Here is a 21,713-nt window from a genome sequence, read left to right on the forward strand (position 1 = left end):
GATTCAGACGACTACCGGCGTCGGTACTGATCCACTGATGAGTCGTTCCCGCATCCACTGCGTGCCGCCCTCGAGTTCGAACGGCGCGTAGTGCGGGTTCGGGTTGCTGGCCAGGAACACGGCGCCGCTGATGATCGCCTCGATAACCGCGAACACCTCGTTGAAGGGCGCATGGAGCGTGAAAGCGATCTGCCCGGCGAGGGAGAACGGGTTGCTGATCCAGTCGTTCATCACCGCTTCGTAGACGGCGGCTTTGACCGCACTTGCCTGGTCGTCCTTGTTCTCGGCGAAGATGTCGCCTTCGCGATAGACGTCCATCCAGTTGTCGGGCTTGGCGGGGAAACCGGGCAACCCGAACCGCTGAAGTGGGTCCAGGCCGTGGGTACCGGTCGCTGTCACCCGTGGTCTGGCCCACGGCGCGATGGAATCGGTTTGGCGGCATGGGTTGGCGTACGCCAGAACGCCTTTGAGATCCGGGGTGCGCCAGGCCAGCGGCTGACCGGGTTGCAGGTAGCGGAAGTAGAAGTACGATCCCACGATCGCGCCCTGGGAGTAGACGCCGAGCGACCAGGGTGTGCCCTGCGGGAACGGCACGCCGTTGTCCATCTGGGTCGCGCCGAGCAGCCGGGCGAGTTCGTTGACACCGCTGTCGTTGTCGAACGGGAGTGCGCCGTTGTTGTAGCCGATGGGCTGGTGACGGCAAATGCCTTGGGATTCAAGGGCAGTCGCCGTGTCTGCCACCGGCCCCCTGAACATGTCCGACAGGTGGCCTTCGACAGTGAACATGATCGGGCGCAGATTCGGCGGCGGCGGAACGTAGTGGACGGCCTGCGCGGTCGTGTCGTCGAAGATGCCGGTCTGGGGTAACCCGAGGCGCCGTTGCATTTCGGTGACCGCGGCGACATCGCCGTCACCGTAGACCCGGTCCTTGATCGGTGCATACGCGCGATACTCACGCTGGAACCATGCTTGCCAGTATTCGATTTCTGTTCCGTGGGCCCCGGGCCCGTACGGTAGTGGCATCGGTCTGCTCCCTTCTTGTCATGTCGCGCTGGTCCCAGGTCGAGACCTCGCTGTTCATCGTTTGTGGCTGTGCCTCGCATGTTCGATGCCGGCACCGACGGCGCTGACCGCCAACGCGAGCGCTCCGACGGCGATGAGGGGGTACCACCACTGGGCGCCGATCCAGTAGGCATGGGCACCAACGAAACCGCTGTGCTCGCGGGTGCCGAACAATGCTGACCGGACTGTGGGTACGGTCAGGGCCGCGATCAGGATCACGAGCGTTGTCGAGAGCAAGGCAAGCGGCAGCTTGCTGGAGCGTTGCCAGGTTCCCAGTGTGATGAGATAGGCGCCGGTCCCGCTCGCACCGAGACCGAACAGTCCGAGCCCGGTTGAGGATTGCATCGCAGCCGCGACGCCGAGAACGAGCAGCACGGCGCCGGCCATGATGACCGGTCCCGCATTGCCTTTGGTCGACCACACGACGCGGTATGCACCCAGTGCCATGGTCCGGGCCGTGTTCAGGGGCGGCTTGAGGACGCCGGGCAGCTGCTGGACGCAGCCGACCGCCGCGGTCGCGGTGGCAACGGTTTTGGTGATGGTGCGCGACATGAGTGGCGAGCTCCTGTCGGTGGCGAGGGTCTCGCGGGCGACGGGATTCTCTGCCAGGAGAGCGTATTTGGCGGGTCCGGAGGGTTTGGCCAGTACTTTTTCGGCCCAGTCGTGAGTTGTTGTGGGGCTCCAGTCCGCGGGTTTCGGTGGTTGTGGGTTGAGCACCGCATTGGCCAGCGCGTCCAATTCCTCGTCGAGGACGCACTTTTGCCACGCCTGCGCCAGCCACAGGGATGTGTTGGGAAGGCTGGACGGTAGCGGCATTTCTGGCTGGTCAAGGAATCGGAGTTCTGTGAGTACCGTGGCCGGCGGGGGAGTGGGACTCGGATTACCCTGTGCCCCAATCGTACTGAGCCTGCTCGCGAACCACTGGGCTCTGCAGTCCGGGCCGGCCGGCCATTCGGCTTTGTGTGTTTGGACGATCCGCTGCACTCGTCGTGGGTCCAGCAGGGCGTGGACGAGCCATCCTGCTCCGTCGAGTCGACCCCACATCCAGTCGTTGGCTCGCCATGACCGTTTGTAGAAGGCGCCGAAGTGGTGGAACTGATCCGCCCCGGTATGTCGGGAGGTTCTCTTATCTGAGTGCCTCCTCGGTCTGAGGGTGCCGCTGGCGATGGTAATAGAGCGCTTCGGCTCGGTCCGGCGTGAGGTCCTGGCAGTAGCCGTTGGGCCGCTGGCGGTTGTAGAAGGCGACCCATTCGGCGGTGGCGAGGGACAGCTCGGCGGCGCCGGGGTAGGGCGGTTGGTGGTCAATGAGCTCGGTCTTGTAGCTGCTGTTGATCGATTCGGCCAGGGCGTTGTCGAAACTATCGCCCACTGATCCGACTGACGGGAGAATCCCTTCGGCGGCCAACCGTTCGGTGAAGGCCACCGCAGTGTATTGAGATCCCGCATCGCTATGGTGAATGAGATCGTTCAATGTTGTTGCACCGGAACGCTTTCTAGCATCGACCGCGTGGTTGATCGCATCGGTCACCAGCTTCTGGGTCATCTCGGTGGCCACCTTCCAGCCGACAATCTTGCGGGCATAGACATCGATCACGAACGCGGTGTACGCCCACCCCGCACGGGTTCGGCAATACGTGAAATCGGCAACCCACAAACGATCGGGCGCCTGGGCGACAAACCGCCGCTGCACCCGGTCCGGTGCCCGTGTCGCGGCCGGGTCGGCAACGGTAGTACGGACCCGGCGCCGCTTGCACGCACCACGCCAACCCATCTCCCGCATCACCCGCTCCACCACGCACCGCGAGACATCGAGTCCATTGGTGCGCAACACAATCCATGTCTTGCGAGCACCCAGGACCCGATACAGCGGGTTGGATTGACGGAGCCGGTGGACCGCATCAATCACCTGCGCGTCCGCCCAGTCGGCCTTCGAGGGGCCACGGCCGGCGCGGTGGGCGTAGTACGTCGACGGGGCGATCGTGACGCCGAACTCCGAGAGCACGGCGCACATCGACTCGACACCCCACTTGAGACCATCAGCGCCCACCCGCTGGTGCTGGTGGGCGCTGATGAACTCCACGACTACTGAGAGGGCCGGTCGAGCTCGGCAGCGAAGAAAACCGATGCCGCCTTCAAGATCGCGTTGGCCCGCTTGAGTTCGGCATTCTCCCGGCGCAGCTTGCGCAGCACCTCGGATTCCTGGCTGGTCTGCCCGGCCCGACCACCGGCGTCGATCTCGGCCTGGCGGACCCATTTGCGCACCGTCTCGGCAGTCCCGACACCCAGCAGGTCAGCAACCCTGCCCATCGCTTCCCACTCCGAGGTCGTGTCGCTGCGCAGATCGACCACCATCTGCACCGCCCGCGCCTTCAACTCGTCTGGATACCGCCTCGATGACTTCGATCCCACGTGTCCATCCTTCCCAACGGACGAACTCTCCGGACACGCCGGGGTGGATCAAACTGCATGCCGGTGAGTTTCTGGGCGGCAGTCTGATAATTCGGTGCGAGCTGGCAGCGGGTGTCGGCGCTGACCTGTATCAATTCGAGTGATTGTTCGACGTCAGCGTCGGTAGGGAGCATCGCTCGCTGGGTGGCGGCGAGGTTGAACAACTTGGTTGCCACGGTCGCCGGATTGGTGCCTGGCGCAAGGTATTCGAGGTAGGTCGTCAGCTGATCGACTTGCCGCGCGTCGGGCGCGCGGACGCCATCTGCTGCTGGGTCGGGCGTCGCTGATTGGTCGGCAATGGCGGTCAGTGTTCCGTAACCGTTGACAATGGCCGTGCCGAGCTTGCCCCAGGGATCGTCTTCGACTCCGAAGTGTTCGAGGTAGGCGTCGGCGAGTTGAGTGGCGGCGTCTTGCAACGAACCGTTCCGGGTCTGCGGGTTGGTGCAGACTGTGTTGACGAGGTCGCCGAGGTCGAACGGTTCGGGCGGCGGGCACGCATCGGATATGCCGTTGGCGATCGTCGCCACGGCGGCCATTTCGGCTGGCGACGTCGCGAGCTGGTAGGCGGCCCGGATGATGACGATCGCGCACGCTTTGGCAAGGTCGAAGGCCGGCCGTCCGTACCGTGTGAGGTCGGCTGCGCTCGTTGGCAGCGAACCGCCGGCGGACTGCCAACGGGTCTTGATGGCTTCGGTGATCGTTGTGCGGCAGAGGGTTTCGGCATTGCCGCCGATCTTCAGATTGGCCCCCCAGTTCGTGGGGATGCTCTGCGGTGAGCCGTTCGCCGCGGGCCATGTGCTCAGTTGGCGGAGCAGGGCGGCGGTGATGTTCTGCGCGTGTCGGGTGGCTTCTTGCAGGGTGTAGTCCGCCAGCAGCTGTGGGGTGAGCAACGGCGTATCTGCCCCCAGCTTGATGGCGAGCTGTGCGAGATGCAGTCTCGTGTTGACGCGCGCGTGCATGCGGTCCTGGTGGGTGCGGATGGCGCGAAGGTCGGCTGAGATCGACTGTGAGGTCATCGCGGTGAGATCCTTGAGCAGCGAGTCAAGGAGTCCGAGTGGTTCGTTGAGTTCGTCTTGCGGAGCTTCTTCCAAGGTCGGTGTCGGTCCCGAGGATGGCACGACGAACAAGAGGACCCGGCGGACCGGTCGTTGGGCGGGACGGTCGAAGATTCGTTGCAGCACAACGTCAATGGGCCGGTTGTCCAGCATCCCGCCGTCGGCGACCCAGTGCGGCCGCGTGAAGTTGGTGAAGGGTGCCATCGGCGGTCGAGCGGGCACGCCTCCCGTCTTGGCGGTTCCTTCGATGAAGGGGATGAAGGAGGGTTCGAATGCGGCGGGGAACGATGCGCTGCTGCGGGCGGCCAACGCCAGCGCTGACGCGGCGTCGCCATTCGTGAGGTTCTGCTCGGTGAAGGTGAAGACGCCGCGCCGGTCGACATCTTGGACCTGGGTACCGAAGGAGTCGGTGAACCTGCTGGTCTCGCCGTTGAGCAGCGTCGTTGTGATGTAGAGCGTGGTGGACGGGAGACCACCGTTGTTGCCGGCGGCGGGCTGGATCGGGAACGGCCCATGCGTGAATGTCGGAATCTCGGCGTCGAGGCTCTTGAACATGCGTTCGTCGCCGTAGAGCAGCGACGGCGTGCTGGCGTCCGTCGGTTCGCGCAACAGGTCGGTCAAGGCCCCCAGGTCGAGCCAGAGTTCGCGGAGATTGCCGAGGTCGGCGCCCTTGACTCGGGACCAGGCAAGGAACGCTGCGTTGATGCCGCCGGCGCTGGTCCCTGACAGGACGTCGACGTCGACAACGACGTCGAGCACATCGATCAGTTCGGCATACAGCTTGAGGGACGCTTCCGCCGCTGTGGTCAGCGTGGAGGCGGGGAGGTCGCCGGGCCTGAATCGCCACTGAGACGCCTGGGTAAGCAGATTGATCTCGCGTGTCACGCCGGCCATCCAGATCGCGAGGCTGACACCGCCGGTCATCGTGGTCGCCAGTCGCAGTTCCTGGGTGGCATCCGATGCCAATGATGGATTCTGAAAAGCCATCGCGCACCTCTTTTTACTGGATTCGAAGCTAATGGCGGTGTCGTGTACCTGTATCGAGTAGTCGACTACTCGACTTTTCGAATTCAGGTGTCATGACTCGGAATTCGCTACCGGAACGGCATCATTACCGGTGCCCAGGAACGGCGTGAGAATGGTCATCATCATCGCTCCGCCGACGGAAAGCGATCCGGACAGCAAGGTAAATGCCGACTCCGACACATTGAACTGCAGTGGCGACCCGGGCACTGTCAATCCGTAGACGGCCATCGACAACATGGCCGCCGCGATCGGCAGGTACGGCGGACGAATGCCACGTAAAGCCATGCCGCCAGCCACGCCACCGGCACCAGGGTGCAACGTGTAATTCCGCTTCGCGCAATAAGCCGCAAAAATTGTGGCTCCGCAGGCGATCACGGAAAATCCGTAGAGCACCCACCGGCCTGCGTTGTACGAACCGTCCGCGCGATAAAGCAAAGCCAGCAACGTGGTGTAGGCGACCAGCGCCTCAGCGGGGATCTGCGCGGCCAGCAATTGCGCAAATCCGGCAGCTGTGTCAACCAGTGGTGCGGAGCTGGTGATTTGGCCGAGCTCACGCGCTCGAGGCAAAGTTGTCGTCGGACCCATCGTCGGCATTTCCGACTGCGAGTACGGCAGTCCGCTCGGCGGCGCCGGTGGCGGTAGATCCCCGCCTGCCGAGCCCGTCGCCGGGGTGTTCAGCGGTTGGCCAGCGGGTGCGAGGTCGCGCGCGATCGCCAACGACGCCATGCAAGCCAGACTCATGATGACCTCCTCTGTGACGGCGAGGACGACCGAGTCGCCGCGTCAGCTCGCGACCAGTTCGCCTACGCCCCAACGATGTTGCGCCTTTGGCGGCTCGGGCGCCCGCGTAGCCGGCTACTCGACCTTCACCGCTTCACCACGACATTCGGTGCCCAGATCAGTACCGATTCGAGTAGTGGGCTACTGGTGCGTGCCTGCACATTTCGTCGCGACACTTGGTTTCCCATCACTTCATCAAAGGAGGGACCGATGACTGTCACTCGCGGCGACGTGGAGTTCGCCAAACGCATATTCTTGGACCGGCTCGGCGACGAGTACGTCTACGGCGGCACCTGGGATCCGAATGATCGCGGTGTGGGTTGTGACTGTTCGGGCTTGGTGACCGATGTGCTCTCAGCGGTGTTCAACGGCAGCGAAATGGTTTGGGGCAGGCAAGGTCTGTCCACCGAGTCGTATCGCTACCGGCCGGTTGGAGAGCAGCACGTCGGACCGTTCGATCTCATGCACGTCGCGTCGTTGAGCGACGTGCCCGGCGACGCGCCAGTGGTGATCAACCTCCACCATGAGGGCGACGGCGGTCCCCACTCGCACATGAACTGTGTCGTCGACGGGGTCGCGATGGAATCGTCGGGATCCTGGGGGTGCTGTTCCACCCCCAAGGCCATTCCCTCCGACAGCAACTACTGGAACGATCACTGGTACGTGGCCGGCCCGATCGTCGAAGACGGCACACCCCCGACTCAGGGCCACGTGGACAGCTTCTTTGCCGACGTGTCCGAATTCCAGGTGCCGGTCAGCGATTCCTACCCGTACAAGATTCTCTCGATCCGGGTGTGCGACGGCACCCACCGGGATTCCAACTTCGCGCAAAACTATGCGTGGATGCGCAATGCGCTGGACTCCGGCCGGCTGGAATGCGGCATCGTCTACACCTACGTGCGCCCGAATTGGCAGGACAACGCCAACACGGTGCGGCAGATGATCGACGACAACGGGGGACTGCACCCCAGGGTCGTACTGATGCTGGACGTCGAAAGTGGCGGGAACCCTGGTGGCGACGGATCGGCCTGGATCAATGCCCTCTACAACAATCTCGCCGAATACGCCGGCAACCCGGCGCGCATCATCGGCTACGCCAACCAGGGCGACTTCAACACGATGTGGCTGTCGCGGCCCAAAGGACTACGGGTGATCGCGGCGTCGTACGGCTCCAACCCGCTGCTGCCGGGGCAAATCGCCCACCAGTACACAGACGGCGCATACGGCGCCAATCAGGGCCTGCCGATGGGCTGTAACCCGTTCGGCAACTGCGATATGAACGTCGCAGACGGATTGTCGCCCAACGATTTTGCCGCGGCCTGCGGCATCGGAACCGCTGCCGGCGTAGGACCGGCAGCCGCCACAGCGGCGCGCGGTGTGATCACCATGGCCCAGACCCAAGACATCTGGAACATGCTGAACGGCACCAACACCGACGGCTCGCCGCTGATCGGTCCTGACGGCGCGGACTACCGTGTGGTCGACCTGCTGGCCCCGGACACTGCGCCGCTCGACGTAAAGCAGAACGCCACCCGCTCGGTGCTGGACGAAATCACGACGTTGGCGAAAGTCCTCACCAGGACCCACAACAACAAGACGCTATTTGACATGGTGTCCGATTTGCACGACAAGATGTGACGTTCGATATTTCGGGCCGGACGTTAACTGCCGGCCCGAAAGGCGGGCCTGATATTTCGCTGTCATAACGCCTTCGACAGCGGAAACCGGCAGGTAGTCTTATACGCCATGGCCCAGAACTGGCCGGTCGTTCACCGCGATAGTGAATTCTCGCTGATTCGCGGGGCATTGCTCGGGGAATCGGGCGAATGCGGCATCGTCCTGGTCGGTGACGCGGGTGTCGGTAAAACAACGCTCGCCCGGCTGGTCACCCAGTCGTTGCCGGTGCGCGCCCACTGGGTTGCGGCGACCGAGTCGGCACGGGGCATTCCGCTCGGGGTGTTCGCCCATCTGGTGCGCAGCGCCACGTCGCGCGATCCGGTGGCATTCCTGTCCGCGGCGCGCGAAACGATTATGGCCGAGGGTCATTCGGTGATCGGTGTGGACGACGCGCATCTGTTGGATCAGTTGTCGGCGACTCTGCTGCACCAGCTTGCAATGGACGGGTCGGTGCGCATCGTGGCCACGGTCCGTTCCGGCGCGCCGGTCCCCGACGCGATCACGTCGCTGTGGAAGGACCGATATCTGCAGCGGTTGCACTTGATGCCGTTCAGCCAGCAGCAATGTGTCGGCCTCATCGAAGAGGCCTTGGGCGGGCAGGTCGAGGGGTTGTCCGCCGAGCTGATGTGGCAGGCCTCGGGCGGGAATGCGTTATTCGTCCGCCACCTGGTGGAAGGGGCCATCGAGGCGGGGACCCTGCGGCAGGTGCGGGGAGTGTGGCAGCTTCGGGGGCGGGCTGCGGTCACCTCAGAGCTGGCGTCGTTGCTGGATTCGAGGGTCGACCAGTTGCCCGACCAGGTGCTGCACGCGCTGCGGTTGCTGACCTTCTGCGAACCACTCGACCTGGACACCCTGACGGTGATCGTCGGTGCGGACGTGGTGGAAGAGGCGGAGAACCGCGGCCTGGTGCGCGTCGCTGAGGAGCCGGGTGGCATCGACGTGAGATTCACCCACCCATTGTTCGGTGAGGTGATCCGCCGGCGACTGGGGATGGCCGCGGGGCGCCGCTTGCGCGGCGAACTCGTGCGCGCGATGCGCGACCGTCCACTGGTCAGTTCGGCGCATCGAATCCGGCTGGCCGAGCTGACTTTGGACAGCGACGAGGTCCCCGAATTGGACCTGCTCGTCACGGCGGCACGAGAGGCGATCGCCCTGACGAACGTGACGCTGGGTGAGCGACTGGCCCGCGCGGCGACCAATCGGGGCGGCGGTCTCGAGGCCGGAGAACTGCTGGCGCGTTCGCTGCTGTGGCAGGGCAAGGCGACCGAAGCCGAGGAAACGCTAAGCTCCTTCGATCCCGAACAGATGACCGAACTGGAGCTGCTGCGGTGGGGATGGGCGCGTATCGCGAACCTGCACTGGTCGATGGGTGACGCCGAGGGCGCCGACGAAGTACTCGCGTTGCTCCGGGAGCGGATCACGAGTCCCGAGCTGGTACCGATCATCGATGGCACCGCGTCGGCAACCCTGACTTTCGAGAACCGCCTGCCAGAGGCCGTGGCGATGGCCGAACGGGTGCTGGCCGACCCGATCGCGCACCCGGTCGCGGTGCAGTGGGCGGCATTCGGCGGTGCGCTCGCGCTGGCGCTGATGGGACGCAGTGATGAGGTGGCGGTATTGGCTCGCCGCGGTCGCATGGCCAGCGCGAAGGCGGACGGGTTGCTCCGCTACCTCACTGCGTTCGGGGAGGTGCGCGCATTGGTGCTCGCCGGAGAATTCGACGCGGCGAGCGACCGATCCACCGTCATGATGCGGATCACCTCGTCGGGTCAGTATCTGGCGTGGGGGATGGCGAATGTGCTGGCCGGCACCATCGGACTGGCCCGCGGCGACTTCATCGAGACGGTGTCGCGGATGGAGCAGACGGTGGCGGCGCTGACCGCTGAGTCGGCGGCCTCGTGGAGTTTCCCGGCCCGGCTGCTGCTGGCGCAGTCTTATTGCGCGTTGGGCCGGGTGCAACCGGGTGCCAAGATGGTGGCCGAGTTGAAAGTCCGATCGGGCCGGCACGTCGCGGTGTTCGGCCCGCAGCTGAGGATCGCGGAGTCGTGGCTCGCTGCGGCCGAGGGAAACGTAAGTGCCGCCATCGAACTGGCATTGGACGCGGCCCGGTTGGCCGATAGCTCCGGCCAATGTGCGGTGTCCATGCTGGCGCTGCATGATGCGGTGCGATTCGGCGACCAGGGTGCCGCGGACCGGTTGATCGAGATCGCCTCTGCCGTCGGTGGCCGTCTCGCCACCGTGATTGTGGCGCATGCCCGGGCAGTCAGTGATCGCGACGGCGCTGGATTGTTTGCCGCCGCACAGCAATTTGAGCAACTCGGCGCGTTGTTGTCCGCGCTCGACGCGGCGGCGCAGGCATCGGCCGCCTTCGAAGCGGCCGACGACCGGCGGCGTAGCGCGGAGGCCGCAGCCGTAGCCAACCGGTTGGCCGCGCAGTGCGGCGGGGTGCGAACCCCGGCACTGGAATTGGCGACCCACCCACTGCCCTTGACAGTGCGCGAACGCGAAATCGCCAACCTGGTTGCCGCTGGACTGAGTAACCGCGAAATCGCCGACCGGCTCACGGTGTCGGTGCGGACGGTGGAGGGCCACCTGTATCGGGCCTGCACAAAGCTCGACATCTCGGACCGTGAGGATCTCGCCGGGCTGATCCGCCACGGCGCCGCGAGTCGCTGAACCCTGAGCTGAGCTTGCGCCGCATACGCTGGCCGATGTGAACGAGATCGACAACCAGGACGACGACGGCGAGCTCCAGATCAGCGGTGCGGTGCAACTTCGTCGCGACCGATGCGCTGCCACCACCGCCGATCAGCGTCTGCTGGATAGGCAGCGTGACACCCAGTGGCTACACACGGACCCCTGGCGGGTGCTGCGGATCCAGGGCGAATTCGTGGACGGTTTCGATGCGCTCTCCGAAATGCCCAAGGCTGTCACGGTTTTCGGGTCTGCCCGCACAGAACCGCATTCGCCCGAGTACCGATTGGGCGAGGAATTGGGCACCGCACTGGCGCGGGCGGGCTACGCGGTGATCACCGGCGGCGGCCCGGGCGCGATGGAGGCGGTCAACCGCGGGGCCAGCGAGTCCGGCGGCTACTCGGTCGGTCTGGGTATCGAGTTGCCGTTCGAACAACGCCTCAACCACTGGGTCGATCTCGGGATCAACTTCCGCTACTTCTTCGTGCGCAAGACCATGTTCGTCAAATATGCGCAGGCGTTCGTCTGCCTGCCCGGCGGATTCGGCACCCTGGACGAACTGTTCGAAGCCTTGACCCTCGTGCAGACCCGCAAAGTCACCGCATTTCCGATCATCATGTTGGGCGTCGACTACTGGTCGGGCCTGATCGACTGGATCCGCAACACAGTCCAGTCCGAAGGGAAGATCTCCGAATCGGACCTTGACCTGATCCACTGCACCGACAGCGTGGCAGAAGCCGTCGACCTCATCGTCGCGTCAGCGCGGTAGCCGGCCCGTCGCTCAGCCCAGCGCTGCGGCGACGTCCCAGATCGGTTCCAGCGCTGCGATACCCGTGCGCACCAGGGGGCTGAGCACGATGTCGGTTGCACCGGCGTCGCGGTAGCGGCGCAGTTGTGCAGTCACCTGGGCGGCGGTGCCGACCGCCGCGAGGTCGATGACCGAGTCGACGCCTTCGCGTTCGATCACCCGCGCGTACGACGGGATGGTTGCGTAGAACTCGAGGGCCTCGGCGGCCCGGGCCCGGCCCTCGTCGACGTCGTCGGTCACCAGTACGGGCACCGCGGCGATCACCTTCGGTGCGGGCCTGCCGGCTGCAGTGGCTGCGGCGGTGATGGTCGGCACGATGAACTCCTCGAGGGTGCGCGGCCCGGCCAGATAGGGCAGCGTGCCATCGGCCAATTCGCCCGTCACGCGTAATGCCTTGGGGCCCATGGCCGCGACGTAGACGGGCAGGGGCGTGCCGCCGGCGACTGCCACCGGAAATTCCGGGGCGGCGGTGAATTCGTCGCCGTGGAAGTCGACGGTGCCGGTGTCGAGGATCGACCTGAGCACCTGCAGGTGCTCGCGTAGTCGGCCGATGGTGTTGGGCCACGCGGTCCCGAACGCCACCTGTTCTGGCGCGTGCGCCCCCAGGCCCAACCCGAGGCTGAAGTTCCCACCGGTGGCGGCTTGGGCGGTCTGTGCCTGGGAGGCGACGATCAGCGGATGCCGTGGGTTGATCGGTACGACGAAGGTGCCGACACCCACGCCCGGCACCGCGGCGCCGACGTATCCGGCCAGCGAGATGGCGTCGTGGTCGAACTGCTGGGCTATCCACAGTTGGCGAACGCCGGCGTCGTAGGCACGTCGGGCCTGGTCGATCGCGGCGGCGACATGGTTGGCGGAACTACGGTCGGGATCGAGCACAACACCAGTGGGCATACCGACGACAACAATGGGGACAGGGCTACGGATTCCGTTCAGCGCACGCTGAGCGGATGTCCGCCCTCAACTGACGCGGTGCTCGATCTTGGTGACGAAGGGCGATGTCATCGCACGCACGAGTGCGCCGTAGCCGACACCGAAAGCGATCTCGTCGCCGACCGCCACCTGGTGATCGCCGACGTCGACCACCAGGTGGTCGCTGCTCATCCCGAGGATCGTGATGCCCTCGGGTGGCTGCAGACCGTCGGGGTCCGAGTCCTGGCGACCGAGGGCCAGAATTGCTTGGCGCACAGTGCTGTTGCCGATGCGGACGGGCGCATGGCCGAATGCCGCCTGAGCGCGATCGCCCCAGGGGTGAGCCGGTTTCGTGGCGACCTCGATGACTTCGGCGGTCAAGGTGAAGGCGTCCGTGTGCAGCCCAGGGATCGCTGTCCGATCCAGGGGATCGACGCCGAGAAGGATGGCTTCGCCGAGTCGGAGCTCATTGATCCGGCCGACGTCGTGGGTGTGCAGCGCCCAGTTGAGGTTCGCCGAGTTGCCGCCTGAAACGACGTCGAGCGAAATCCCGTGCCGCGCCTCGATATCGTGCGCGAGCCCGGTGAGGATGCCCATGTTCCGGTCGTCGGGAATGACACCGTTCTGACACGCGAGATTGGCGCCGACCCCGGCGAGCCGGAGAGCGGAATGACCGAGGACGGTCCGCGCGGCCTCGGGCAGATCGTCGAGCGGGATGCCCTCGCGTAGGTCACCGAGCTCGACCATGAGCACGACGGCGTGCGTCCGATGCTGTTGGGCCGCAGCCTGATTGAGCGCCGCCAGGACGACGGCCTCGGTGTTCAGGCTGATGTCAGCGAAGTCGACAACTTGTGCCACTTGGCTGAGTATGGGCGAGCGGATCAACGTGCGTGGTGGGGATGCGTCGAGGCCGGCCATCCGAGCGAGGTTCGGCACGCGGGAATCGCCGAGGCCGCGGGCGCCGCCACGCAGCATCGCCGCGCCGACTCCCGGCGAGCCCAACGCGGCCTTGGTGACCCCGGTGACCCGGATGCCCGTCAAGGCCAGCCGGTCGACCAAGATCCGCGTGTTCTGCTCGATCTTGTCGAGGTCGGTCTCGATCCGGAGCGTCACACAGAAGTGGACGTGTCGGCCGCCGCGGCGAGTGCCGGGAAGGCCGTCAACACCATGTCGACCAGCTCCGACGCCGGGCGGGTCAGGGGGTCGGTGACTGGGAGGCCGAGCTGCGAATGATGTTGGGAGATCGCATCACTCAGCTCGTCTTCGGTCATCTCTTCGTGGTTGATCGTGATGCCGATGACGCGGGTGTCCACAAACGCCTCGATCAGTGCGATCTCGGTGGCCGCGGTCGGCATCGGCACCATGGGGAAGTCGCCGAGCACCGCGCGCTTGGGCGCATGCTGCACGATCACGCCGGCCGGGCGGCTGCCCCGCAGGATGTGAGCGGACGTGATGTACGCGGGATGGCTGAGCGCGCCCTGACCCTCGACCACGATCACATCGGGGTCCTCACCTTCGAACGCGGCGACGACCTGGTGCTCGACCTCGCCCGAACAGAACTGGGGGACCAGCGCATCCAGCGCAACGCCATACTTCCCGCCCTGGATCAAGGTCGTCTGACCGGTGCCGACCATGACCGCCTTGATGCCGTGCGCGTTCAGCGCCTGGACCAGCAAGGTGGCAGTGGTGCGCTTCCCGATCGCCCCGTCTGTTCCGAGGATCGCGATCCTCGGACAAGTCACGCCGAAGATCCGTCCGGAGAACAGATGCAGGTCGCGCTTGTCCTTCGGCCGGCGCACATCGGTGATGGTGACGCCGGCGATCACGGCTGCCGCCGCGAATTCGGCGTCGTCGTTGAGGAATTCGTGCAGACCGTTGATGATGTGCATGCCACGGGCGATGCCGTCGAGCAGCACGACCCGCTGCTCGTCCGACAGAAGACCATCGGCAGGTGCCAGCCCACAGATCAAATAGTCAGGTACCCGGCCGGCGTGCGCGATGGACTCGGCGAGCGACGCCAGCACCGGGATGCCGTTCGCGGTGCCGTCGAGGAACTTCCCGGCATCGACGCCGGCCCGGAGACTATCGATGACACTGAGGATTTCGTACTTCTCTGAGTGCCGGACCAGTCCGTTGGCCGTCTTACCGTCCTGCTCGCCGAACTGGCCCTCGCAGTAGACGATCGCGGTGGAACCAACGGGCAGGGAAAAGGGAGCTGCCGGAGCGATCGATTCGCTGTGTTTGGACGTATCGATAGCCGGAATACCACTGGCGCGCGAAAACATAAGTTCCTCTGAGAAGTCTCAGAGGAGGCGACGAGATCGAGGCGAGGCGATGAGCCCAACGTCCAACGAGTTGTCTGCCCTGAGGGTCGGCAAGATTACCGACATGTTTCAGACTACCCGATCGGTGCTGATTGTCCTGCTTCCGTCGGGTCGCTAGTGCGGGCCCTCGGCGCGGTTCACGCCGAGGGTTGCCGCGCGATATCCGCTCAGCGGAGGGACTCTGCCCGCTTCTTGACGCCGTCGGTCATACCACCGAAGCCCTTCTTCAGCGCGCGGCCCATGATGCCGGCGACGATCGGCGACACCGGGCCGAACAGCTGGAAATGCGAGTCGTAGCGGGTGCGGCCGTCGGGCAGCGTGGTCAGCCGGTGCGAGCGCTCGCTGCGGAGCAGTCCCAGCGGGGCGGGCTTCATGTTGTAGCTGAACTCAACGCCCGGGGTGAAGGTGTTGATGAATTCGCGCTGCTTCTTCGGCGGGCCGACCAGCACAACCTTCATGTCGATCGGGCTGCCGGGCTCGAACGTCGACGAGCACTCGGTGACGAACGGATTCCACTCGCCGTAGCTGGCGCCGTCGGTGAGCACCTGCCAGACCACGTCGGCGGGCGCGTCGATCTCTACTGACCTGTCAATCGTGAAACTCACAGACACACCGTACGGGAGAGGGTATACAGCTGCCGACAACTGTCCACTGATCGGCCAACGCCACCCGGGCTAGCCTGGCGAGCATGTCCAACAGCATCTTCGACAACCCGGTCGCCCACGCCCTCAACAAGGCGGCGGTGGGTCTGACCACTGTCCCCGTTCTCGGCGGAATCGTCAGCCGCAACCTGGTCGAGATCCGCTACACGGGTCGCAAATCGGGGCGCAGCTTCCAGACCCCGGTGAACTACCGGCTCTCTGGTGACGATGTCGTCATCAGCGTGATGGCGCCGGATTCCAAGAGTTGGTGGCGCAACTTCCTTGGCGACGGAGGACCGATCACGCTGCTCAACTTTCGTGGCGCCGACCGTGCCGGCCATGCCATCGCCACGCGCGACGACAAGGGCCGGGTCACGGTGCGCGTCGCCCTGGCTTAGGGCTGGCGCGTCGCGTTCCACGCCTTGTGCACGAACTCCAGGCGGTTGCCATCGGCGTCGGCGACGTTGGCTGCGTAGTAGCCGGGTGCGAAGTAGGTCCGGGCGGCCGGCTTCCCTTCGTCGATGCCGCCGGCCCTGATGGCGGCAGCGTAGGCCGCATCGACGGCGTCGTTGTTGTCGCACACGATGCCGAGATAGAGGCCCGTCTCACCGGCTTGGCGCCGTCGCAGCCAGATGCTGGAGCCGACACCTGTCCCGGAGACGTAGGTGGCATCGCCGATGCCGAAGAGGTCTGGCACGTTGGCGGGGCCGGAGGAGGCACTGTAATTGCCGAACTCTCGCCAGCCCAAAGGCTTGAGGGCTTCGAGGTAGAACTTCAGCGCCGTGTCGACATCGGTGACCGAAATGTATACGTGGTCGATCACGTCGGACCCGCGGTTACTGCTCTGGGCGACATGCTCTGCATCCTTGCACCGGCTACCGACAACACGGGGTGTGATGAACGGCAGGAATGGCATGATCCGGATGTCGATATCCGCAGGAGGCGCGAACATGCCGGTGGCCCACCGTGAGGCGAAGGACTGGGTGTCCGTTGCCTGACGAACTGAGGGTCGTCGACCTCGCCTCCGGCCCCGGCGCCGCCGGCTTGGTGATCGGGGTCGGGGATCCCGCGGGCGACGACGCCGAGTTCTGGTTGCGGGAAGCGACTTTCACGCTGGTCGACCGCCCGTGTGCGGACCCGAGGACTGTGCAGGTGCCCGACGTCGGCGAGGCGCTGGCGCAGATCACCGACCGCGTAGCAACCTGGCCCCAGACAGCGGCGGTGTGTGACGACGTACTCCGGGCTTTCGACCCCGCGGCGCCGGCCTTCGCCGGAGTGATCACCGAATCGCTGGCGTATTCGACGCTGCAGTCCGGCCGCGAGTTCGCCCGCTGGTTGGCCGAGCGCGGCCCGAAAACCGTTCCACTGCTGCCAGATCCGGTGGTGTCGCGCCGCGACGGCGACACCTTGCACGTGGCGTTCAACCGTCCGCAGCGCCACAACGCGTTCTCCACGGATGCCCGGGCGGCGCTGCTGGAGGCGCTGGAGGTGGCCCGCCTGGACACCTCGGTTACGGGTTTGGTGCTCACCGGGAACGGTCCCTCCTTCTGCAGCGGCGGCGATCTTGCCGAATTCGGGACGTTCGACGATCCGGCGTCGGCGCATCTGGCCCGCACGCGCTTCAGTCCGGCCCTGGTGCTCGACGAGATCACCGGAAGATTGGGCACGGCATGCCAGGCCGTCGTGCACGGTCAGGTGCTCGGCAGCGGGCTGGAGATGGCGGCGTTCTGCGGGCAGGTGACCTGCCATCCGGATGCGACGCTTGGCCTGCCGGAATTGTCGCTGGGGCTGATCCCCGGTGCGGGCGGCACGGTGAGCATCACCCGGCGGATCGGTCGTTGGCGCACCGCATATTTGGTGCTGTCCGGCGTGACGCTCGACGCGGCGACGGCACAGGACTGGGGCTTGGTCGATGCCGTCGGTGCGTGACTGGTCGGTCAGCGGGCTGGCCGCGCTGACCGGCACGTCCGACGGCCCGCCGGATGTCAGTCGCGCCGCGGTGTTGGGCCGGGCGCACGGGGTCGCGTCCGAGTTGTCCGGTGCCTTCGGCGTCACGGTCGACGCCGCGGAACTCCTGGCGGGTCGCGCCGCGCTGTTGGGGCTGCGCCGGCAGGGCCGGATTAGCGCGGGCGGGGCCACGCGACTGCTCGGCGGCCGGGACGGGTGGTTCGCACTGACTTTGGCGCGGCCCGATGACGTCGCTGCGGTGCCGGCGCTGCTCGAATCCGATGTGCCGGTGGACTACGCGTGGTCGGCGATCACCGAGTGGGCCGGTCGCCGCCAGGTCGCCGACGTCGCCGAGCGCGCCCGACTGCTCGGGCTGCCCGTCGGCGTACTGGGGGAGACCGCTGCCGCAGCGCCGGTGGTGCGGCGGCACGGCAACCGAAATCCGTTTCGGGACTTCGCCGGGCTGCTGGTGGTCGACCTGTCCTCGATGTGGGCCGGACCGTTGTGTGGGCAGCTACTCGCCCGGGCCGGCGCGACGGTGGTCAAGGTGGAGAGCCCATCACGGCCCGACGGCACCCGACAGGGCGAGCGCCGATTCTTCGACTGGATGAATGCCGGAAAGCTCTGTTATGCAACCGATTTCGGCCAGCCAGACGACCTGCGGCAGCTGTTGGCGGTGGCCGACGTGGTGATCGAATCGTCGCGTCCCGATGCGCTGGTGAACCGGGGTCTTGGGCCGACCGACGTCCCGGGTCGCGATGGACGGGTGTGGCTGCGGGTCACCGGTCACGGCACCGACGGCGAGCGCGCCCACTGGGTGGGGTTCGGTGACGACGCCGCGGTATCCGGTGGTCTGGTCGGCCACGATCCGGCGGGCACCGGGCCGGTGTTCTGCGGTGACGCGATCGCCGACCCGCTGACGGGCATGCACGCGGCGCTGGCGGTGGCAGAGTCGCTGCAACGCGGAGGTGCCGAGATCATCGAGATCGCTCTGGCGTCGGTGGCGGCCGAGTACGCCGCGCTGCCGCTCGCCAGTGGCGACAACGGCGGTCCGGTTGGGCAGCCGGCGGCGCCCGTGCTGTCGTCGCGCGCCGCAGAGTTGGGCGCCGACAACGCGCAGGTGCAGGCAACCATTCGGGAAAGGGTCACGGCGCAATGCTGATTCAACGAGCCGTGCTGCTCGACGGCCGGACGGTGGATATCCGGCTGGGCCGGCGGCTCGAGGCCGTCGCCGACCGTCTCGAGCCAACGCACGGCGAGGACGTCTTCGACGCCGCCGGCGGGACGGTCGTCCCCGGGCTGCACGACCATCACGTCCACTTGCGTTCGGCGGCAGCGGCATTGACGTCGGTGCGCGTCGGCCCGGGGGAGGTGCGCAGCCGCGATGCGCTGCGTGCGGTCCTGGCGCAGGCTGCTGTCGGAGAAGACGGCTGGATCCGGGCTGTCGGCTACCACGAGGCGGTCGCCGGTCCACTGGATCGCACTGTGCTCGATGAGGTTTCACCGAATGTGCCGGTGCGGGTGCAGCACCGCAGTGGAGTGTTGTGGACGCTGAACTCCGCGGGGTTGACGGCCGTCGGCTTGCCCGCCCACCCCGACGGCAGGCTGCGCAGCGCCGACCCCAGCTGGACACATTCGTTGCAACGCAGCGACGCCGGGCTAGGCGAGGTCAGCAGGCGACTGTCGGCCTTCGGCGTCACCGGCGTCACAGACGCGACACCCAACCTGACCGTCGAGGACGTGATGGACTTCGCCGAGGCCCGTCGGCACGGCGAACTGCAGCAGCGCGTCGAAATCCTGGCCCCGGCCAAACGCATCCTCCACGACGACGATCTCAATCTTGACGCGCTGGCCGACTGGATCGCGGCACGGCACCGTCAGGGCGGAATCGTTGCGCTGCACTGTGTTACGGCCATGCAGCTCGTCGTCGCGATCGCGGCGCTGCGGCAGGCGGGGTCGTGCGCCGGGGACCGGATCGAGCATGGCGCCGTCATCCCCGACGACTGTCTGAGTGACCTACGCGACCTCGGCGTACTGGTGGTAACCCAGCCGAACTTCGTCGCCGAGCGCGGCGACCAATACTTCACCGACGTGCCCGCGGACGAGCACTGCCAGCTGTGGCGGGTGGCGTCGCTGTGCGGCGCGCAGGTTCCCGTCGCACTGTCCACCGACATGCCGTTCGGGGACGCCGATCCGTGGGCGGCGATGCGTGCGGCGGTACACCGCAGCACGCCCGCGGGCCGAGTGCTCGGTGCGGAGGAAAGCATCGACGCCGTAACGGCATTGGGCATGTTCCTGGGAACACCGCAAAAGCCGGACACGCCCCGGGAACTGACGGTGGGGACGCCGGCGGATCTGTGCGTGTTGTCGGTCCCGCCGCGCGACGCACTGGCGGCATTGGATGCCTCGCTGGTGGCCGCGACCGTCTACGACGGTGCGATGGTGTACGAAAAGCTTTGAGCGCCAGGCGGCGTAGCGCTAGTGCGCCGGCTCGAGAACGTCGTCGGCGAGTACTCGGCCCAGCAGGTCCTGGCTGGCCTCGACGTACTGCGTCTTCAAGGTTTGTACGAGCTGCGCGACGGTGAGGCGTTCCTTGATGCTGCCCACGCCCTGACCGGCACCCCAGATGTCCTTCCAGGCCTTCGCGTCCGTGTTGCCGCCGGAACCGAAATTCATTGCGGAGGCGTCGGATTCGGGCAGGTTTTCGGGGTCGAGACCCTGGGCGACGATGCTGCCGCGGAGATAGTTGCCGTGCACGCCGGTGAACAGGTTGCTGTAGACGATCTCTGAGGCGCTGGAGTCGACGATCATCTGCTTGTACTCGGGAACCGCATTGGCTTCGTCGGTCGACAGGAAAGCTGAACCGACATAGGCGAAGTCGGCGCCGGCGGCCAGCGCGGCAAGCACAGACCGTCCGTGGGCGATGGCGCCGGACAGCAGCAGTGGACCGTCGAACCACTCACGGATCTCGCGGACCAGTGCGAACGGGGACTGGGTCCCGGCATGGCCGCCGGCACCGGCCGCGACGGCGATGATGCCGTCGGCGCCCTTGTCGATGGCCTTGTGCGCGAACTCATTGTTGATGATGTCGTGCAGGACGATGCCGCCGTACGAGTGCACGGCATCGTTGATCTCGGGTCGTGCGCCGAGCGAGGTGATGACGATCGGGACCTTGTGTTCGACGATGACGTTCATGTCGTGTTCGAGGCGGTCGTTGGAGCGGTGCACGATCTGGTTGACGGCGAACGGCGCGACGATGGCGTCGGGGTTGGCGAGCGCGTAGGCGGCGTTCGACTCCTCGATCTCGTCCAGCCAATCGCTGAGCAGGCTGGAGGGACGGGCGTTGAGCGCGGGAAACGACCCGATGACACCTGCCTGGCACTCCGCCTTCACCAGTTCGGGCCCCGAGCAAAGGAACAACGGCGATGCGACGACCGGCAAGGACAGGCGCTGTGCGAGGACGGGAGGCAGACCCATTGTGGTGATAGCCCTTCGAATCGGGAACCGTGGTTGGACTGGACTTTAATCTCGCTTCGGCGATTATGCAACTAGTGGCATAATCGCGGTTGGCTTCAAGCTTGCACGTCGCGGGCGGTGCCCGAATGCGTTGGCAATTGACCGGGTTTGGGGACTGTTGGATGACGGGCCCGGCTGCCGTCGTGGCTTTATGCAACAGATTGGATAATTGTGGTGGCAGGACTCTTGAGCACGCAGAACCGCACAAACCGCCTGCGTTCCGCCGGGCGAAGCCTCACTGGACCTACGATCGCGCCATGTCGCTGCAATTCGCCATATTGACCGCGCTCACGGAGCGGGCATCGACCGGCATTGAACTCACCCGCCGGTTCGATCGGTCATTCGGCTACTTCTGGCCGGCGACCCACCAGCAGATCTATCGGGAGCTCGACCGGCTCAAGAACGCCGGACTGGCCGAGTCCTCGACTCCGGATCGCCCCGAGCGCGGCCAGCCCAAGCGGTTCAGCATCACGCCGGCCGGACACGTGGCACTGAGCGAATGGCTTTGTGGCATCGATGATCCCGCGCCGGAGCGGATGTCTATCGCTGTACGCGTGCGCGCTGCGGCAGCGCTGGGCGAAACCGGGGCCGTGCGTGCGGTGATCGCCCACCACCTCACTGTGCACGAAGCGATGTTGGCCAACTACCGCGAGATCGACGCGCGTGATTTCGCGGCTCCGGTCGCCGACGCCGATGTGCTACGCCACCTCGTGTTGAAGGCGGGGCTGCGTACCGAACAGGCCTGGGTTGACTGGTGTCGCGAGGCCCTGGACGTGCTGGACAGGCTCACTTCGTCGGGCAACCGCGAGCCTTGAGAGCCGGC

At 66.0% G+C, this 21,713-nt stretch carries 19 protein-coding genes and 1 pseudogene; 8 read left to right on the top strand and 12 right to left on the bottom strand.

Going from position 1 to position 21,713, the window contains the following annotated elements; genetic code table 11:
• Nucleotides 1-3: 3 nt before the first annotated feature.
• From A7G45_RS15060 to A7G45_RS15080, 6 genes and pseudogenes are all read right to left on the bottom strand, one after another.
• Nucleotides 4-1,023, bottom strand: coding sequence for a peptidoglycan-binding domain-containing protein (locus tag A7G45_RS15060; RefSeq protein WP_260938404.1), 1,020 nt, complete (start codon nucleotides 1,021-1,023; stop codon nucleotides 4-6).
• 54 nt (nucleotides 1,024-1,077) lie between these two features.
• Nucleotides 1,078-1,878 carry a hypothetical protein gene (locus A7G45_RS15065; RefSeq protein WP_344258179.1) on the bottom strand — a complete coding sequence of 267 codons (801 nt, stop codon included), beginning with the start codon at nucleotides 1,876-1,878 and terminating at the stop codon, nucleotides 1,078-1,080.
• 159 nt (nucleotides 1,879-2,037) lie between these two features.
• Nucleotides 2,038-2,235: pseudogene (locus A7G45_RS32710) on the bottom strand (DUF3376 domain-containing protein); the annotation flags it as partial.
• A protein-coding gene (locus A7G45_RS15070; protein WP_260938045.1) for an IS3 family transposase occupies nucleotides 2,189-3,414 on the bottom strand; the annotation gives its coding sequence in 2 pieces (ribosomal slippage) (nucleotides 2,189-3,183 and nucleotides 3,183-3,414; 1,227 coding nt in all). The gene A7G45_RS15070 and the pseudogene A7G45_RS32710, both read right to left, overlap by 47 nt.
• A gap of 17 nt (nucleotides 3,415-3,431) precedes the next feature.
• Complete coding sequence (locus A7G45_RS15075) at nucleotides 3,432-5,552, bottom strand: patatin-like protein (RefSeq protein ID WP_260938405.1); 2,121 nt, start codon at nucleotides 5,550-5,552, stop codon at nucleotides 3,432-3,434.
• A 90-nt stretch (nucleotides 5,553-5,642) separates the two neighbouring features.
• The gene (locus A7G45_RS15080; RefSeq protein ID WP_260938406.1) at nucleotides 5,643-6,308 is read right to left on the bottom strand and encodes a hypothetical protein; all 666 of its coding nucleotides are present in this window, start codon (nucleotides 6,306-6,308) and stop codon (nucleotides 5,643-5,645) included.
• Between the two features lie 273 nt (nucleotides 6,309-6,581).
• Here A7G45_RS15080 and A7G45_RS15085 point away from each other — a divergent pair, with 273 nt between their 5' ends.
• From A7G45_RS15085 to A7G45_RS15095, 3 genes are all read left to right on the top strand, one after another.
• A complete protein-coding gene (locus A7G45_RS15085) occupies nucleotides 6,582-8,009 on the top strand; it encodes a glycoside hydrolase family 25 domain-containing protein (protein ID WP_260938407.1) in 1,428 nt (475 codons plus the stop codon).
• 108 nt (nucleotides 8,010-8,117) lie between these two features.
• Entirely contained in the window at nucleotides 8,118-10,724 is a 2,607-nt protein-coding gene (locus A7G45_RS15090; RefSeq protein ID WP_260938408.1) for a helix-turn-helix transcriptional regulator, read from the top strand.
• A 37-nt stretch (nucleotides 10,725-10,761) separates the two neighbouring features.
• Nucleotides 10,762-11,511, top strand: coding sequence for an LOG family protein (locus A7G45_RS15095; protein ID WP_260938409.1), 750 nt, complete (start codon nucleotides 10,762-10,764; stop codon nucleotides 11,509-11,511).
• 12 nt (nucleotides 11,512-11,523) lie between these two features.
• Here A7G45_RS15095 and A7G45_RS15100 read toward each other — a convergent pair whose 3' ends face one another.
• The 4 genes from A7G45_RS15100 to A7G45_RS15115 all read right to left on the bottom strand — a co-directional run bounded on the left by A7G45_RS15100 (nucleotide 11,524) and on the right by A7G45_RS15115 (nucleotide 15,391).
• Complete coding sequence (locus tag A7G45_RS15100; RefSeq protein ID WP_260938410.1) at nucleotides 11,524-12,444, bottom strand: TIGR03564 family F420-dependent LLM class oxidoreductase; 921 nt, start codon at nucleotides 12,442-12,444, stop codon at nucleotides 11,524-11,526.
• Between the two features lie 66 nt (nucleotides 12,445-12,510).
• Nucleotides 12,511-13,575: an alanine/ornithine racemase family PLP-dependent enzyme gene (locus A7G45_RS15105; RefSeq protein WP_260938411.1), complete on the bottom strand. Its 1,065-nt coding sequence runs from the start codon at nucleotides 13,573-13,575 to the stop codon at nucleotides 12,511-12,513.
• Nucleotides 13,572-14,747, bottom strand: coding sequence for an N-acetyltransferase DgcN family protein (locus A7G45_RS15110; protein WP_260938412.1), 1,176 nt, complete (start codon nucleotides 14,745-14,747; stop codon nucleotides 13,572-13,574). Before A7G45_RS15110 ends, A7G45_RS15105 begins: the two co-directional genes overlap by 4 nt.
• A 206-nt stretch (nucleotides 14,748-14,953) precedes the next feature.
• Nucleotides 14,954-15,391: an SRPBCC domain-containing protein gene (locus A7G45_RS15115; RefSeq protein WP_071286067.1), complete on the bottom strand. Its 438-nt coding sequence runs from the start codon at nucleotides 15,389-15,391 to the stop codon at nucleotides 14,954-14,956.
• Nucleotides 15,392-15,474: 83 nt separating this feature from the next.
• Here A7G45_RS15115 and A7G45_RS15120 point away from each other — a divergent pair, with 83 nt between their 5' ends.
• Nucleotides 15,475-15,825, top strand: a complete 351-nt coding sequence (locus A7G45_RS15120) for a PNPOx family protein (RefSeq protein ID WP_260938413.1) — start codon at nucleotides 15,475-15,477, stop codon at nucleotides 15,823-15,825.
• Here A7G45_RS15120 and A7G45_RS15125 read toward each other — a convergent pair.
• Nucleotides 15,822-16,379, bottom strand: a complete 558-nt coding sequence (locus A7G45_RS15125; protein WP_260938414.1) for a VOC family protein — start codon at nucleotides 16,377-16,379, stop codon at nucleotides 15,822-15,824. The two genes, A7G45_RS15120 and A7G45_RS15125, sit on opposite strands and share 4 nt — an antisense overlap.
• Nucleotides 16,380-16,417: 38 nt before the next feature.
• On the opposite strand from A7G45_RS15125, the gene A7G45_RS15130 reads away from it, so the two are divergent.
• The 3 genes from A7G45_RS15130 to A7G45_RS15140 are packed head-to-tail and all read left to right on the top strand — an operon-like array spanning nucleotide 16,418 to nucleotide 19,834.
• Nucleotides 16,418-17,356, top strand: coding sequence for an enoyl-CoA hydratase/isomerase family protein (locus A7G45_RS15130; RefSeq protein WP_260938415.1), 939 nt, complete (start codon nucleotides 16,418-16,420; stop codon nucleotides 17,354-17,356).
• The gene (locus A7G45_RS15135) at nucleotides 17,340-18,536 is read left to right on the top strand and encodes a CoA transferase (RefSeq protein WP_260938416.1); all 1,197 of its coding nucleotides are present in this window, start codon (nucleotides 17,340-17,342) and stop codon (nucleotides 18,534-18,536) included. Before A7G45_RS15130 ends, A7G45_RS15135 begins: the two co-directional genes overlap by 17 nt.
• Entirely contained in the window at nucleotides 18,530-19,834 is a 1,305-nt protein-coding gene (locus A7G45_RS15140; RefSeq protein ID WP_260938417.1) for an amidohydrolase family protein, read from the top strand. Before A7G45_RS15135 ends, A7G45_RS15140 begins: the two co-directional genes overlap by 7 nt.
• 18 nt (nucleotides 19,835-19,852) lie before the next feature.
• Here the strand turns inward: A7G45_RS15140 and A7G45_RS15145 are convergent, their stop codons facing one another.
• Complete coding sequence (locus A7G45_RS15145) at nucleotides 19,853-20,851, bottom strand: NAD(P)H-dependent flavin oxidoreductase (protein WP_260938418.1); 999 nt, start codon at nucleotides 20,849-20,851, stop codon at nucleotides 19,853-19,855.
• Nucleotides 20,852-21,147: 296 nt separating this feature from the next.
• On the opposite strand from A7G45_RS15145, the gene A7G45_RS15150 reads away from it, so the two are divergent.
• Complete coding sequence (locus tag A7G45_RS15150) at nucleotides 21,148-21,705, top strand: PadR family transcriptional regulator (protein ID WP_071286073.1); 558 nt, start codon at nucleotides 21,148-21,150, stop codon at nucleotides 21,703-21,705.
• Nucleotides 21,706-21,713: the final 8 nt, after the last annotated feature.

Source organism: Mycolicibacterium llatzerense, assembly GCF_025331195.1.
GTDB classification, from domain to species: Bacteria; Actinomycetota; Actinomycetes; order Mycobacteriales; family Mycobacteriaceae; genus Mycobacterium; species Mycobacterium llatzerense.